General features: G+C 59.3%; 17 protein-coding genes. 11 read left to right on the top strand and 6 right to left on the bottom strand.

All coding sequences use genetic code 11. The annotated features are described in order from the left end of the window. Positions 1–284 precede the first annotated feature (284 nt). The 7 genes from ACR0B7_RS13170 to ACR0B7_RS13140 all read left to right on the top strand — a co-directional run bounded on the left by ACR0B7_RS13170 (position 285) and on the right by ACR0B7_RS13140 (position 4,914). The gene (locus ACR0B7_RS13170; protein ID WP_170485163.1) at positions 285–1,220 is read left to right on the top strand and encodes an aspartate carbamoyltransferase catalytic subunit; all 936 of its coding nucleotides are present in this window, start codon (positions 285–287) and stop codon (positions 1,218–1,220) included. Continuing rightward, positions 1,217–1,735: a hypothetical protein gene (locus tag ACR0B7_RS13165; RefSeq protein ID WP_170485165.1), complete on the top strand. Its 519-nt coding sequence runs from the start codon at positions 1,217–1,219 to the stop codon at positions 1,733–1,735. The genes ACR0B7_RS13170 and ACR0B7_RS13165 overlap by 4 nt, the downstream gene beginning before the upstream one ends. Continuing rightward, positions 1,720–2,106: a hypothetical protein gene (locus tag ACR0B7_RS13160; protein WP_480681669.1), complete on the top strand. Its 387-nt coding sequence runs from the start codon at positions 1,720–1,722 to the stop codon at positions 2,104–2,106. Before ACR0B7_RS13165 ends, ACR0B7_RS13160 begins: the two co-directional genes overlap by 16 nt. Then, positions 2,103–3,383: a dihydroorotase gene (gene pyrC, locus ACR0B7_RS13155; protein ID WP_170485167.1), complete on the top strand. Its 1,281-nt coding sequence runs from the start codon at positions 2,103–2,105 to the stop codon at positions 3,381–3,383. Before ACR0B7_RS13160 ends, pyrC begins: the two co-directional genes overlap by 4 nt. Next, positions 3,383–3,988 (top strand): glycerol-3-phosphate 1-O-acyltransferase PlsY, encoded by a 606-nt coding sequence (plsY, locus tag ACR0B7_RS13150; RefSeq protein WP_170485169.1) that lies wholly within the window; start codon positions 3,383–3,385, stop codon positions 3,986–3,988. Before pyrC ends, plsY begins: the two co-directional genes overlap by 1 nt. After that, entirely contained in the window at positions 3,985–4,263 is a 279-nt protein-coding gene (locus ACR0B7_RS13145) for a hypothetical protein (RefSeq protein WP_170485170.1), read from the top strand. The genes plsY and ACR0B7_RS13145 overlap by 4 nt, the downstream gene beginning before the upstream one ends. 174 nt (positions 4,264–4,437) lie before the next feature. After that, the gene (locus ACR0B7_RS13140) at positions 4,438–4,914 is read left to right on the top strand and encodes a YHS domain-containing (seleno)protein (protein ID WP_170387368.1); all 477 of its coding nucleotides are present in this window, start codon (positions 4,438–4,440) and stop codon (positions 4,912–4,914) included. A 67-nt stretch (positions 4,915–4,981) separates the two neighbouring features. On the opposite strand, the gene ACR0B7_RS13135 is transcribed toward ACR0B7_RS13140, so the two are convergent. After that, positions 4,982–5,965: a quinone oxidoreductase family protein gene (locus ACR0B7_RS13135; RefSeq protein WP_170485171.1), complete on the bottom strand. Its 984-nt coding sequence runs from the start codon at positions 5,963–5,965 to the stop codon at positions 4,982–4,984. A gap of 193 nt (positions 5,966–6,158) precedes the next feature. Here ACR0B7_RS13135 and ACR0B7_RS13130 point away from each other — a divergent pair, with 193 nt between their 5' ends. Beyond that, entirely contained in the window at positions 6,159–7,016 is an 858-nt protein-coding gene (locus ACR0B7_RS13130; RefSeq protein ID WP_170576806.1) for a DUF2189 domain-containing protein, read from the top strand. A 34-nt stretch (positions 7,017–7,050) separates the two neighbouring features. Here ACR0B7_RS13130 and ACR0B7_RS13125 read toward each other — a convergent pair whose 3' ends face one another. Next, positions 7,051–8,037, bottom strand: coding sequence for an NAD(P)H-quinone oxidoreductase (locus tag ACR0B7_RS13125; protein ID WP_170485173.1), 987 nt, complete (start codon positions 8,035–8,037; stop codon positions 7,051–7,053). 55 nt (positions 8,038–8,092) lie between these two features. Further along, positions 8,093–8,785 (bottom strand): COQ9 family protein, encoded by a 693-nt coding sequence (locus ACR0B7_RS13120; protein WP_170485174.1) that lies wholly within the window; start codon positions 8,783–8,785, stop codon positions 8,093–8,095. A 111-nt stretch (positions 8,786–8,896) separates the two neighbouring features. Here ACR0B7_RS13120 and rpsU point away from each other — a divergent pair, with 111 nt between their 5' ends. Beyond that, positions 8,897–9,103, top strand: coding sequence for a 30S ribosomal protein S21 (rpsU, locus tag ACR0B7_RS13115; RefSeq protein ID WP_005614280.1), 207 nt, complete (start codon positions 8,897–8,899; stop codon positions 9,101–9,103). Positions 9,104–9,220: 117 nt separating this feature from the next. Here the strand turns inward: rpsU and ppk2 are convergent, their stop codons facing one another. Continuing rightward, positions 9,221–10,138 (bottom strand): polyphosphate kinase 2, encoded by a 918-nt coding sequence (gene ppk2, locus ACR0B7_RS13110; protein ID WP_170387358.1) that lies wholly within the window; start codon positions 10,136–10,138, stop codon positions 9,221–9,223. Between the two features lie 382 nt (positions 10,139–10,520). Between ppk2 and ACR0B7_RS13105 the strand changes: the two genes are divergently transcribed. After that, positions 10,521–11,270, top strand: a complete 750-nt coding sequence (locus tag ACR0B7_RS13105) for a CPBP family intramembrane glutamic endopeptidase (protein ID WP_170576805.1) — start codon at positions 10,521–10,523, stop codon at positions 11,268–11,270. 1 nt (position 11,271) lies between these two features. On the opposite strand, the gene ACR0B7_RS13100 is transcribed toward ACR0B7_RS13105, so the two are convergent. Further along, on the bottom strand, positions 11,272–11,730 hold the full coding sequence (locus ACR0B7_RS13100; RefSeq protein ID WP_170387354.1) for an Lrp/AsnC family transcriptional regulator: 459 nt from the start codon (positions 11,728–11,730) through the stop codon (positions 11,272–11,274). A gap of 136 nt (positions 11,731–11,866) precedes the next feature. Here ACR0B7_RS13100 and ald point away from each other — a divergent pair, with 136 nt between their 5' ends. Beyond that, the gene (ald, locus tag ACR0B7_RS13095) at positions 11,867–12,985 is read left to right on the top strand and encodes an alanine dehydrogenase (protein WP_170485176.1); all 1,119 of its coding nucleotides are present in this window, start codon (positions 11,867–11,869) and stop codon (positions 12,983–12,985) included. A gap of 189 nt (positions 12,986–13,174) precedes the next feature. Here the strand turns inward: ald and ACR0B7_RS13090 are convergent, their stop codons facing one another. After that, positions 13,175–13,981, bottom strand: a complete 807-nt coding sequence (locus ACR0B7_RS13090; RefSeq protein ID WP_170387350.1) for a mechanosensitive ion channel domain-containing protein — start codon at positions 13,979–13,981, stop codon at positions 13,175–13,177. Positions 13,982–14,071 lie beyond the last annotated feature (90 nt).

The following is a 14,071-nucleotide window of genomic DNA, read 5'->3' as shown; positions in this document are numbered from 1 at the left end:
GATTCAGGATCGGCCTGCCTGCCCGGCGGGGGATGCTCGCGCCCCGGCTGGTTTTTCTGCGAGAAAACCGGGTCGCAGTGCCGTCCCGGGTTCAAGTGTTCCAGAAATCAGGGCTGCGTCCCGGTCAAGGCCGTGGACTGCGGCTATGGCAAATGGTGCAAACCCGGTGAACAGTGCCTGCCCGACGGCGGGTGCGAGAAACTGCCCGAAGGGTCCGATCCTTAGGTTGCCTTGCCTCGCGCAGCTACTTATAAGCGGCTCGATTGTCAGACAGGAGCCCGCCCATGCGTTTCGCCCATCGTCACCTTCTTGGCATCGAGCATCTGTCGCAATCCGATATTACCGCCATTCTTGATCTGGCCGAAAAATACGTCGACCTGAATCGCCAGTCGGCCAAACATTCCGACGTGCTGTCGGGACTGACACAGATCAACATGTTCTTTGAAAACTCGACCCGCACGCAGGCCAGCTTTGAAATCGCGGGCAAGCGGCTGGGCGCGGATGTGATGAACATGGCGATGCAGGCCAGCTCGATCAAAAAGGGCGAAACGCTGATCGACACGGCGATGACGCTGAACGCGATGCACCCCGATCTGCTGGTGGTGCGGCACCCGCATTCCGGCGCGGTCGATCTGCTGGCGCAAAAGGTGAATTGCGCCGTGCTGAACGCAGGCGACGGGCGGCACGAACACCCCACGCAGGCTTTGCTGGACGCGCTGACCATCCGCCGCGCCAAGGGCCGCCTGCACCGGCTGAACATCGCAATCTGCGGGGACGTGGCCCATTCGCGCGTGGCCCGGTCGAACCTGATCCTGTTGGGTAAGATGGAAAACCGCATCCGACTGATCGGCCCGCCGACTCTGGTGCCCGGTCAATTCGCTGACTTCGGGGCTGAAATCTACAACGACATGAACGAAGGTCTGAAAGACGTCGACGTCGTTATGATGCTGCGCCTTCAGAAAGAGCGGATGGACGGCGGCTTTATCCCCTCGGAGCGCGAGTACTATCACCGCTATGGGCTGGACGCCGCGAAACTGGCGCAGGCTAAGCCGGACGCCATCGTCATGCATCCCGGTCCGATGAACCGTGGGGTCGAGATCGACGGTACGCTGGCCGACGACATCAACCGCTCGGTCATTCAGGAACAGGTCGAGATGGGCGTCGCCGTCCGCATGGCCGCGATGGAGCTGCTGGCCCGCAACCAGCGCGAGGCCGCATGAACGATCTGACCGTTGCCCCCCATGAACACGGCGTGATCCGCCTGTTCACGCTGGACATGCGCCCGGAGGAGGCGAAGTTCCTGCGCGAGCCGGGCGCGGCCGATCAGGTTCTGGGCGTCAATGGGCTGGACCCCGAACAGATCGACATTTTCCCGGTCGCCGACCTCGAAGATCTCGGGCTTTATGGGTATCTCAACGAAGGGTGCGGGGTATCGCAAGATCAGTTGAACCGCGCGGCTCTTGAGGCGGTCGATGGCTGGGTCATGGCCGTTCGCAGCGCAGCGTTCGGTGGAAACGCCGCCGAACTGCGACCCGACCCAAGGCTGCACCTCATCGGGCTGTTCACGGAAGAAGCAACAAATTGGACCGGTGGTGCCCTTGCATCCGAAAGCGCCAAGCCGTTCTCGGCCCCGCAGTCAGCCGCAGCCAATGACACGCCGCGCCGTGTCGGGTCTGCTGTCTTGGCGCTTGTGATCCTGTTTTTGATCGGGGGTGTTCTTTGGCTGATCCTGTGACCTTCACCGCCGACAAAAGCGCCTATATCCGCACCAATACATGGCTGGCCGCCTTTGCCATGGCGGGTGCTATGGTCGTGCTCTGGCTGGTCAGGAATCCTTACATCTGGACCGGAGCGCCTGCGGGCCTTGCCGCGGTCGGCGTCCGTGCATGGTATCTGGCCTCGGAAGAACTGACCAACACGTGGGAGATGTCCGAGACCGCCCTGACAGGTCCCGGCCCACGCAACGTACCGCTGAACCAGATCGAGGCGGTCAATATCATGGGCAGCTTTGTCCAGATCGTCACCAAGGGCGGCGACAAGCACCTGATCAAGTATCAGGCCAACCCCGCTGCCACCAAAGCCGCAATCGAAAGGGCCATGGCATGAGCAACCTGATCTTCACCAACGCCCGCCTGATCGACCCCGAGGCCGGGACGGACTCGCTCGGCTGGCTGCACGTCACCGATGGCCGGATCGTCGCACGCGGCGAAGGTGTGGCCCCGTCCACCGACGCGCAGGTGATCGACTGCGGGGGTCATTGCCTTGCCCCCGGTATCGTCGATATCGGCGTTAAGGTGTGCGAGCCGGGCGAGCGGCACAAGGAAAGCTATAAATCCGCAGGTCTGGCCGCCGCTGCGGGGGGCGTGACCACAATCGTCACCCGGCCTGACACTCTGCCTGCCGTTGACACACCCGAAACGCTGGAATTCGCCACCCGCCGCGCACAGGCGGATGCTCCGGTCAACGTCCTGCCGATGGCGGCGCTGACCAAAGGGCGCGAAGGGCGCGAGATGACCGAGATCGGCTTTCTGCAGGACGCAGGTGCCGTGGCCTTTACCGATTGCGACCACGTGATCGCCAATACCAAAGTGTTCTCGCGCGCGCTGACATATGCGAAATCCTGCGGTGCGCTGGTGATTGCCCATCCGCAGGAACCGGGCCTCAGCGCCGGGGCTGCCGCCACCAGCGGCAAGTTCGCCGCCCTGCGCGGCTTGCCCGCCGTTTCACCCATGGCCGAGCGGATGGGGCTGGACCGCGACATCGCCCTGCTTGAGATGACCGGGGCCGCCTATCACGCCGACCAGATCACCACCGCCCGCGCCTTGCCCGCGTTGGAACGGGCCAAGCGCAACGGGCTGAACATCACCGCAGGCACCTCGATCCACCACCTGACGCTGAACGAACTGGACGTGGCCGACTATCGCACCTTCTTCAAGGTGAAACCGCCGCTGCGCTCCGAAGACGACCGGCAGGCCGTGATCGAAGCGGTGCGGACCGGGCTGATTGACATCATCAGTTCCATGCACACCCCGCAAGACGAAGAAAGCAAACGCCTGCCGTTTGAAGAGGCCGCATCTGGCGCGGTGGCGCTGGAAACCCTGCTGCCTGCTGCGCTGCGCCTGTATCATGCCGAACAACTGGACCTGCCGACTCTGTTCCGGGCCATGGCGCTGAACCCCGCCAAACGGCTGGGGCTGGACTCTGGCCGTCTGGCCGAAGGCGCACCTGCCGATCTGGTACTGTTCGACCCGGATGTGCCCTTTGTACTGGACCGGTTCAGCCTGCGATCAAAGTCACAGAACACACCGTTTGACGGCCAGCGGATGCAGGGTAAGGTCACCGCAACCTATGTCGCGGGACAAGAAGTATACCGGAGACCCTGATGCCGCCAATTGACAGTTCGATGACCCAGTTGCTGCTGTGGGCCGTGCTTGGGTACCTGATGGGGTCCATCCCGTTCGGGATGATCATCGCCAAGGTCATGGGCCTGGGCAACCTGCGCAATATCGGGTCCGGGAATATTGGCGCGACCAACGTGCTGCGCACCGGTAACAAATCAGCAGCAGCCCTGACGCTGATCTTCGACGCTGCCAAGGGCGCGGCTGCAGTCCTGATCGCAAGAGCAATGGCCGGAGAGGACGCAGCACAAGTCGCGGCGCTGGCGGCCTTTCTGGGGCACTGCTTCCCGGTTTGGCTGGGGTTCAAGGGCGGCAAGGGTGTCGCCACCTTTCTTGGGATTTGGTTGGCGCTGGACTGGCGCGTCGGTGTGGCGTGCTGCCTGACATGGTTGGTAGCGGCCGCCATCTGGCGGATTTCGTCGCTGGGCGCGCTTGTGGCGGCGGCGCTTTCAACCGTTTGGGTCATGGTCCTGACGGATACTACCACATTTGTTCTTGGGATGGTCCTGACCCTGCTGGTCTACTGGCGGCACAGCGCAAACGTCGCGCGTATCCGCGCCGGAACAGAACCCAAAATCGGACAATCTTGACCGCCCCGGACGCGTTTCTATCCGCCTTTTTCGCCATTCCAATCGGAACGTCGACCGGATGGAGCGGCGGTCGCCGCTATATCGTCAGCCGATCAGAACTTGCGGGCGGAAAGTCTCACAAGCTGGTCGCGCAGGAATTGGGCGGTCGGGATTATGTCAGCCTGAACCTATACCTGACTTCAAACAGAAAATCATTGCTGCGCCCGTGCGAAATGCCCGTGCAAAAAGTGGTCGATTTCGTAACCGCTTTTGAACCGGAACCTGCGCAAAACTGAACAGCTTATCTTCACCCGAGCACAATCACGATTGATTGTTTTGAACGTGATGCGGCGGCTGCCCACTTCGGGGTCGTGACGGCCAAGTCCCGACCGCACTGAACAAAATCCCATGAGTTGCCCAGGCACAATTACGGTGCCTTCCGGTGGCTTAGTTCACGAAAGGTGAAGACAATGAACAAGATCAAATCTCTCATCGGCGGCGCTGCCCTGTCCATCGCAATCGCAAGCTCGGCTTTGGCTGCCGGTGTCGAACTGAACGCCAGCTCGACCGGTCTGGCGCTGCAAGGGTATGACCCGGTTGCCTACTTCACTGTTGGCGAAGCCACCAAGGGCGACTACCGCATCACCGCGCTGCACAACGAGGCGCTGTACCGTTTCGCATCGGAAGAAAACAAGGTTGCCTTTGAAGAAAACCCCGAAGCGTATCTGCCCGCATATGGCGGCTACTGTGCCTTCGGCACCGCAATGGGCTTCAAGTTTGACGGTGACCCGAACTACTGGAAAATCGTTGACAACAAGCTGTACCTGAACCTGTCGGCTGACATTCAGGAACGCTGGGAAGGCGACATTCCGGGCTTTAACGAGCGCGCAGACGCGAACTGGAAAGATATCGCAAGCAAAACTCCGGCCGAGCTGCAAGCGCAGTAATCCGACCCTGACAAAAAAGACCGGTGGCAGGAATGCCGCCGGTTTTCTTTTGGCAACCGATTGCCGCTTACAATTCCAGCACCGTGCTGCCAGTGGTCTGGCGGGCTTCTAGCGCGCGGTGGGCATCCGCCACTTGCTCTAACGGGAAACGCTGATCTATGTGGATCTTGACCTCGTTGCCCTCGACCTTGCCGAACAATCGCCGTGCCATGGCCTGACAAACGGCGTGATCGGCAATATGGGTGAACAGCGTCGGCCGCGTGATCTTGAGCGAGCCTTTCTTGGCCAAAATCCCAATATCCATCAGCGGCACTGGCCCCGACGCATTGCCAAACGATATCATCATCCCCAGCGGCTTGAGGCAATCCAAAGAGCCATTGAACGTGTCCGCGCCGATCGAGTCCATGACAGCGTCAACGCCTTTGCCGCCCGTGATTTCGGCAACCCGCTCGGCAAAGTTTTCAGTGCGGTAATTGATGCAATGACTGGCGCCGTTGAATTGGGCGAGGCTGCACTTCTCATCCGTTCCGGCGGTGCCGATCAGCTTGATGCCCTCGGACTTGGCCCATTGACAGGCGATCAGCCCCACACCGCCCGCGGCCGCGTGAAACAACACTGTATCGCCACGCTTCAGAGGCGTTGTGCGATGAAACAGGTATTCGACCGTCATACCCTTCAGCATCATCGCCGCCGCTGCGTCGAATGAAATTCCATCAGGCAAGGGGCAAACCTGCGCTGCTGGCATCACGCGGGCCTCACAATAGGCTCCTGCCGGGGCAGCGGCATAGGCGGCACGCTGCCCAAGTTTCAGATGCGTCACACCCTCGCCAACCGCTTCGATCACGCCTGCGGCCTCCATCCCGAGGGCGTGTGGCAGGTCCATCGGGTACAGGCCCGTTCGCTGGTAGACGTCAATAAAATTCAGCCCGCAAGCGTGATGGCGAATACGAACCTCTCCGGGTCCGGGATCACCAAGGGGGCGGTCTTCTATCTTTAGAACCTCGGGGCCGCCGTGTTCATGAATGACGACGGTTCGTGCCGTTTGATGCATTCTGACCTCCTGTTACCTACCGCCAAGCTAACACGCCTGCGACACAGAACAATCGGCACAATAACGCGAGCACACGCCAAAACGGGAAAAATTGTGTTATACTGGTGCCTAAGCGTTGCCGGCTGGTCCGGCCAAGGGCAACCGACGCCGGATCCACTCTGCTGCGCAGATACGCAAAAGCGAGGGGATGACGATGGCTAAGACAATAGGAAATCCGATAAGTTGGGCCGCCCGAAACATCGGTGCGACCGGGGACCACATAGCTGAGAGTGTGACACGTATCGGCAGCGCGGATACGCGGCATTTGCCGACGGTGCAAACTCTGACCCTGCAAGACCTCCGGGCCTGCCTGCGCGCTGGGTATCAGGACTTTCTGGAAACCCGCGCAGACGCGATTTTTATCGTGCTGATCTATCCCATTGCCGGGTTGCTGATGTTTGGATTCGGCCTAAATCGAAACATGGTGCCCCTGCTTGCGCCGCTGATCGCGGGTTTCGCATTGATTGGTCCAGTGGCCGCAGTGGGACTGTACGAGATTAGCCGCAAGCGCGAACAGTGGAGCGATGTTCATTGGCTGGACGCGTTCGGCGTGTTCAGATCGCCGTCCTTCGGGGCGATACTGGCATTGGGGTTTTATCTTGTGGCGCTGCTGCTGGTTTGGCTCATGGTCGCGCAGAGCATCTATGTTCAAACCCTTGGTCCTGATCTGCCCACATCACTGGGCGCGTTCGTGACACAAGTGTTCACCACCAAAGCAGGCTGGACGATGATCCTGTTCGGCAATGCCGTCGGGTTCCTGTTTGCGCTGATTGCCCTGGCGATCAGTGTTGTCAGCTTTCCGTTGCTATTGGACCGGAAAGTCGGCGTCCCGGTTGCGGTCGTCACCTCGGTCCGGGTTCTTCGACATAACCCCGGCGTTATTCTGACATGGGGCTTCATCGTCGCTGCGATGTTGGTTCTTGGCGCAATTCCAATGTTGCTGGGCCTGATCGTCGTCATACCTGTGCTGGGTCATGCCACTTGGCACCTGTATCGCCGCGCGGTAGCCTGAGCGAACCGCGCGGGACCGTGCATGCACCACCGCGTTAACCCGCGACGTTCAGAACAATCTTACCGATGTGGCCCGAGCTTTCCATTCGCGCATGGGCCGCCGCTGCATCGGCCAGATCAAACTCGCTGTCCATAACGGGGGCAACCTTCCCCGCCTCAAGCAGAGGCCAGACCGCTTCGCGCAGGTCCTGAGCTATGTTCGCCTTGGCAAGATCACTCTGCGGGCGCAACGTGCTGCCGGTTAGTGTCAGGCGTTTGACCATCATCAAAGCAAAGTTCAACTGCACCATCGGCCCCTGCAGAAAAGCGATCTGAACCAGCCGCCCATCCTCGGCCAATGCCTTCACATTTCGAGGGATATAGTCGCCGCCCACCATGTCGAGGATCAGATCGGCACCCCCCTCGGCCCGCAGTGCAGCAACAAAATCCTCGTCGCGGTAGTTAATCGCTTTTTCAGCACCCAGCCTGACACATGCCGCGCACTTTTCCTCGGACCCGGCAGTGGCGAAAACGCGGGCACCAAACGCGTTCGCCAGCTGAATCGCCGTGGTTCCGATACCGCTGGAACCACCATGGACGAGGAACCGCTCACCCGCTTTCAGACCGCCGCGCGTAAATACGTTTGACCAGACCGTAAAAAAGGTTTCGGGCAGGCAAGCGGCCTCTTTCAAGCCCATGCCTGCCGGAACGGGCAAGCAGTGCGCAGCAGGAGTGGCAACGTATTCGGCATAACCTCCACCGGGCAGCAATGCGCAGACCTGATCGCCGACCGATAGGCCATCGACCCCAGCGCCCAGGGCAACGACTTCGCCGGATGCCTCAAGCCCCGGCAGGTCACTTGCACCCGGGGGTGGATCATAAGCGCCCGCCCGTTGCAACGCATCAGGCCGGTTCACCCCGGCATAGGCCACCTTCAAAATCACCTCTCCGGCTTTGGGCGCGGGCATAGGGCGTTGGGTCAGTTGCAGAACATCCGGACCGCCGGGCTTGGTGATTTCAACGGCGCGCATCATCTGGGTCATGGGCAAATCTCCTTTGCCCAATGCCTAGCAGCCAATTCCTCAAAGGCCCAGACGCTTACTTGCGCGGGTTCAGCATTCCCGGCAGATCCGACCTCATCTTCACCGGAGCTTTCACCTGCCCCGCCAGCCAGTTCGGAACTGCAAGAAACGGCTTGAACAGAGGGTTCCCGTTCACCTGTGCCTTGATCTTTTCAAACTGCATGACGTTGTCGATACGGCGGTCCAGAAATTCCCATGTTTTCTGATGGTCCGGCGAATCATCACCCAGCCAGAACAGCACGGTCGAGGAATAGACCCCAGACAGCGTTGCCCGCTTGGTGTACCAGTTCACGTCGTCGGACGTATCACCCAGCGTGTCCCAGATCAGATCGCAGGTCTGCCACAACGCTTTCGCCCCATCCGCCGCGTGCATCGGCAGCGAAAACAGCGTCATCCCGCGACGCACCAGCTCCTTGTCATCAACCGCCTGAAGACGGAACCGAACAGCGGCTGCAATACGATCCCGGAACTTCAGATCGTTCAAATCCTCGGTTTTCAGGCGTTCCACCATCGCGGCGTCCCCCCGCGCGTGAAAGGCCAGCGCCAGATCGACCGCACCACGCGGACAGATGGCGCGGGCCAGTGCGTCGTCCATATCGCAATCGGCTATCGCCATGCGGAAGCTGGTTTCAGACCAGCCGTCAAAGGGCACATGGCCCAACATCGCATCCAAAAGCTGTTCTTTGGCGTCTTCGTAAGTCGTGGACATGGCGGTTCTCCGGGTTCTTGCACCAGTACTAGACAAGTTAGGGGCGCTTTGCTATACGGCCACTTCCTGCAATTTCCTTGCAACTCTATCTAGAAAGGTGGTGACAACCACATGCAGGTTAGTGTTCGCGACAATAACGTCGATCAGGCGCTTCGTGCCCTGAAGAAAAAGCTGCAGCGCGAAGGCGTGTTCCGTGAAATGAAGCTCAAGCAACATTTCGAGAAACCGTCCGAGAAGAAAGCGCGCGAGAAAGCTGAAGCGATCCGCCGTGCCCGTAAACTGGCGCGCAAGAAAGCCCAACGCGAAGGTTTGCTGTAAGCACCTGACGCTCGTCCAGCTTTGGATGACACTATTTGACGACCCCCGAGGCCACGCCCGGGGGTTTGTCGTTTCAGGGCCAACGAAAAACGCCCCCGAACATCAGGGGCGTTGGGATCAGTAGATTTTCGGAACGTGCAGCTCGTCAGGCAGAACGCGGCGCTCATATTCAGGGTTGTATTCGCGATCGGGCAGATTGACCTTTTCCTGCGGCACATCCGTATAGGGTATCTTGGTCAGCAGGTGTTCGATGCAGTTCAAACGCTCGCGCTTTTTGTCGTTGCCTTCGACAATATACCAAGGCGCCTCGGGAATATTGGTGCGGAACAACATATCCTCTTTGGCCTTGGTGTAGGCTTCCCACCGGATGCGGGATTCCAGGTCCATCGGAGACAGCTTCCACTGCTTCATCGGATCGTGGATACGCATGAGGAATCGCAACTGCTGCTCCTCGTCGGTGATCGAGAACCAGTATTTCAGCAAGATAATCCCCGAGCGCACCAGCATCCGTTCAAATTCGGGAACGTCCTGAAAGAACTGCCCAACCTGATCCTCGCTGGCAAATCCCATGACCCGCTCGACGCCCGCGCGGTTGTACCATGACCGGTCGAACAACACGATCTCACCGGCGGCGGGCAGATGGGGAACGTAACGCTGGAAATACCATTGGCTTTGTTCCCTACGGCTGGGCGCAGGCAAGGCGACAACGCGGGCAACGCGCGGGTTCAGGCGCTGTGTGATCCGTTTGATCACGCCCCCTTTACCGGCGCTGTCGCGACCTTCAAACAGGATGCAAACCTTGGCCCCGGTATGCTGAACCCAATCCTGAACCTTGATCAGTTCAGCTTGCAGGCGCAGCAGGTTGCGGAAGTAAACCTTGCGATCAAGCATCTCTGGGTGCTGATCCTTGTAAATCTTTCGGATCTCCATCGACAACATGGGTTCGCTGAACTCAATCTCGAAATCTTCGTCCAACGTGTCTTCCAACTCGGCTTCCAGCCAGTCTTTGGGGGCATCGTTGTGTTCGTAAGCCAAGGTCTGTTCCTTATCGTCTATCGGGTTCAAATATTATCCGGCGCATGTAACCGCCTGATGTCATCAGAAGAATTGATGAGGGTCCTTTTTCTAAGACTAACCGCCCGCAACCGCAAGGTCACTGCGACACGAGAAAACACCCCGCCATGGCACAGAACAGTTTCACCGGCAGCAGCAACCAGCGGCAGAAATGCCTCATGGCCAACGTGTTGAAACATCTTCACCCCTCACCTTCTTGCCTTTGCGCAGTTTCTGACGGCATCAATGCCCCTGTCAAAAATCCGAGAATGCAGTGGCGCACTTTATTTCCCTTTTGCCGATTATCTGGCCGTGGTTCATCCTGATTGCAGCACAGATTAGTGTTGTGTCAGGACAATGGTCTTTGGCCAGGGCTCTACTGGCCGTTTTCGGCGCGGCGGCATTGGTGCTTGGGCTTGTGACTCCCTTGGCGGTTTGCGTGGCAATCGCGGGGATTGGCGGTGCGGCGATCCTACGCCACCTATCCGGACCGGCGGTCTGTCTTGGACATACCGCAATGGTCCTTTGGGCCGTGGCCCTGGGCGCGCACCTGATACCGGGGTTCCACAATCTTCTGATTCTGGATCAGGTTCACGCCGGACCGGAAAGCACAGAGTTCAGTATGTACCTAAACCTGGACAAACCCTTGGTGCTTTTCGCGGTGCTTCTGGCCTGGCCCACAATGAACGACGGATTGAGCCAAATCCGCGGACTGCCTTTGGCCTTCGGTCTACTGCTGTTGCCTCTTTTGTTCGTGATTGGCCTGTTCGCCGGGGCCGTCAAACCAGAGTTCGGCCTCCCTCATTGGTGGTTCAGCTTTGCGCTGTTCAACCTGTTCCTGACCTGCCTGACAGAAGAGGCGTTTTTTCGCGGCTATTTACAGTCCTTGATCACATCCAAAGCAGGTGCCGCGCTTGGTGTCGCCGCCGCAAGCCTGCTGTTTGGGTTGGTCCACTTTCCGGGAGGACTGGCGCTGGTTACGTTCGCCTCGATCCTTGGGGCAGCTTGCGGGCTTGGGTATTATGCGACCGGTCGGCTCTGGGTGCCCACCCTGATGCACTTCGCATTCAACGCGGCGCATCTGGCCTTCTTTACCTATCCCGCTCCGGCTTGAGCTAGACTGGCAAAGCTGTGGTCTTGAATACAGTCCGCAGCGCGAACGAGCTTTGCATCTGCGCCACCCCCGGCAGACGCGACAGGTATTGGCGGTGGATACGGGCAAAATCCTCGGTGTTTTCGGCCACGACCTTCAGAATATAGTCCGCTGTTCCCGCCATGAGATGGCATTCAAGAACATCCGGTATCCGCGCAACGGCCTTTTCAAAAGCATCCAGAACCTCTTCGGCCTGACCTTGCAGCGTGATCTCGACAAAAACCGTCGTTGGGACCTTCATCTTTCGCGCGTCCAAAAGCGCGACATAGTCACGTATGTATCCATCAGCTTCCAGCCTCTGCACGCGCCTATGACACGCCGAGGGTGAAAGATTTACCTGTTCGGACAGTTCGGCATTGGACATCCTGCCGTTTTTCTGCAAGGCGGCCAGAATCTTTCGATCAGTCGTGTCGAGGCTCATTGGTGCAATCCTTTTGCAGATTTATGGCATCTTACCGAAGATTTTCCCGAAAAAAAGCCGAAGTGCAGGCAGAGTTTCACAGAAATTGCACCCAATTTCGCACATAATTTAGGCAGTTTATGAACGGAGAGGCCAAATGAAAATCGGTTGCCCCAAGGAAATCAAGCCGCAAGAGTTCCGCGTCGGCATGACACCCAACGCCGCGCAAGAAGCCGTTGCCAGAGGTCATGAGGTGCTTATCGAAACCGGAGCGGGCCACGGCTCGGGGTTTGAAAACGCAGACTACATTGCGGCCGGAGCAACGATCGTCGAAACAGCGGCCGAGGTTTTTGCCACGGCGGACATGATCGTCAAAGTGAAAGAACCGCAGGCAGTCGAGCGCAAAATGCTGCGCGAAGGTCAGTTGCTGTTTACCTACCTGCACCTTGCCCCCGATCCGGATCAGACGCACGACCTGCTTGCTTCGGGGTGTACGGCGATTGCTTACGAAACCGTGACCGACTCCAACGGCGGGCTGCCTCTGCTGGCACCGATGTCCGAGGTCGCGGGTCGCCTTGCGCCGCAAGTCGGTTCTTGGACCCTCCAAAAGGCCAATGGCGGGCGCGGTGTGCTGATGGGCGGCGTTCCCGGTGTTGGGCCTGCGAAAGTTGTCGTCATCGGCGGAGGTGTCGTGGGGACTCACGCCGCTCAGATCGCCGCGGGCATGGGCGCGGATGTCACCGTGCTGGACCGCTCTCTGCCGCGTTTGCGTTACCTCGACGATGTATTCGGGAACAGGTTCAAGAACCAATACTCGACGGCTGGCGCCACGGCTGAACTGATTCAGACCGCAGACATGGTGATCGGTGCGGTGCTGATCCCCGGGGCCGCTGCGCCAAAACTGGTAACGCGCGAGCAGCTATCCACGATGAAACCCGGCGCGGTTTTGGTAGATGTCGCCATTGACCAGGGCGGATGTTTCGAGACCTCGAAAGCCACGACCCACGCCGAGCCGATCTACGAGGTCGATGGCATCATGCACTACTGCGTGGCCAACATGCCCGGCGCGGTTGCACGGACTTCGACGATCGCTTTGGGGAACGCGACGATGCCCTTCCTGTTGGCGCTGGCCGACAAGGGTTGGAAACAGGCCTGTCAGGATGACCCGCATCTGCTGGCCGGGCTGAATGTCCATGCTGGTCAATTGACCTACTACGCGGTCGGCAAGGCGCTGGGAATCGACGTCGTATCGCCAAATGTGGTGATCAAGTCCTGAACCCTCCCGCCCCTGAAAGCGCCCTCTGCCGAGGGCGTTTACAGCGTTGGGCCAAGCGCTGCGCCGAAGGCGCAGCGCGGTCGGGTTTGTCGAGCCAGTCTTTCAAAAGTATCAACGCCGCGCCGAAGGCGCGGCGCCGGGCCCAACCGGAGGAGGGCATTTCAATGCCCGACCGACGGGCGGGAGCACTTACGCCTGTTTGTGGATCTCCACGGAATGCGGATACGGAATCGAGACACCCTTGGCATCGAACGCTTCCTTGATCGCTTTGGTCAACTCGAACTTTACGTCCCAGTAATCGGCATTTGCACACCACAACCGTGCGGTCAGATCGACCGAGCTGTCGCCCAGATTGGTTACGCGCACCCAAGGCTCGGGATCGCTCAGAATACGGCTGTCCGCCTGTGCGACACTCAGGATGATCTTCATCGCCTCATCCGCGCTGTCGCCATAGTCGATCCCAAACACCAAGTCGACACGCCGGGTATCATGCGCTGAATAGTTCGAGATAATCGACCCCCAGGACTGACCATTGGGGACGATGATCTGCACGTTGTCAGGCGTCACAAGCTCGGTCGTAAAGAGGTTCAGGTCTTTCACGGTCCCCGACGTCCCGCCAATGTCGACATACTGACCCAGCTTGTAGGGGCGGAACACCACCAGCATCACCCCGGCGGCAAGATCGCTCAGCGTTCCCTGAAGCGCCAAACCGATGGCAAGCGATGCTGCACCCAGAATAGCGACGATACTTGTCGCCTGGATACCGAAGATGCCCAGCACGGCGACCAGAACCATGGCCAGTATCGCCCATTTCACAAGGCTGGCTACAAAATTCCCAAGCGTCTGATCTATGTTCGGCGTTGCATTGATCCGGCGGCGGACCATACCGCTGATCGCTCCGGCCACGATCCACCCAAGGATCAGAACAATCAGTGCTTTCACTGCGTTCACGATTAGGGGGGCAAACGCACCCACCTGAGTCACGACCTCATCCACGCGCTTCTCCTTTCCGAGTTACTCCTGACCCGCAACCGCAGTGCGGGATTGCGGAAGTCTGAGCGATAACTGGGCTTCGGTCTAGGTGTG

The organism is Ruegeria sp. BB6 (assembly GCF_056539385.1).
Note: the sequence above shows the minus strand (reverse complement) of the source record. Positions and strands in the feature narration are given on the sequence as shown.

Coding starts and splice junctions, on each gene's coding strand:
- plsY (WP_170485169.1), top strand. CDS start 3,383: ATGCCGCCAATTGACAGTTCGATGACCCAGTTGCTGCTGTGGGCCGTG.
- rpsU (WP_005614280.1), top strand. CDS start 8,897: ATGCAGGTTAGTGTTCGCGACAATAACGTCGATCAGGCGCTTCGTGCC.
- ACR0B7_RS13140 (WP_170387368.1), top strand. CDS start 4,438: ATGAACAAGATCAAATCTCTCATCGGCGGCGCTGCCCTGTCCATCGCA.
- ACR0B7_RS13165 (WP_170485165.1), top strand. CDS start 1,217: ATGAACGATCTGACCGTTGCCCCCCATGAACACGGCGTGATCCGCCTG.
- ACR0B7_RS13100 (WP_170387354.1), bottom strand. CDS start 11,730: ATGAGCCTCGACACGACTGATCGAAAGATTCTGGCCGCCTTGCAGAAA.
- ACR0B7_RS13120 (WP_170485174.1), bottom strand. CDS start 8,785: ATGTCCACGACTTACGAAGACGCCAAAGAACAGCTTTTGGATGCGATG.
- ald (WP_170485176.1), top strand. CDS start 11,867: ATGAAAATCGGTTGCCCCAAGGAAATCAAGCCGCAAGAGTTCCGCGTC.
- pyrC (WP_170485167.1), top strand. CDS start 2,103: ATGAGCAACCTGATCTTCACCAACGCCCGCCTGATCGACCCCGAGGCC.
- ACR0B7_RS13130 (WP_170576806.1), top strand. CDS start 6,159: ATGGCTAAGACAATAGGAAATCCGATAAGTTGGGCCGCCCGAAACATC.
- ACR0B7_RS13170 (WP_170485163.1), top strand. CDS start 285: ATGCGTTTCGCCCATCGTCACCTTCTTGGCATCGAGCATCTGTCGCAA.
- ACR0B7_RS13135 (WP_170485171.1), bottom strand. CDS start 5,965: ATGCATCAAACGGCACGAACCGTCGTCATTCATGAACACGGCGGCCCC.
- ACR0B7_RS13125 (WP_170485173.1), bottom strand. CDS start 8,037: ATGACCCAGATGATGCGCGCCGTTGAAATCACCAAGCCCGGCGGTCCG.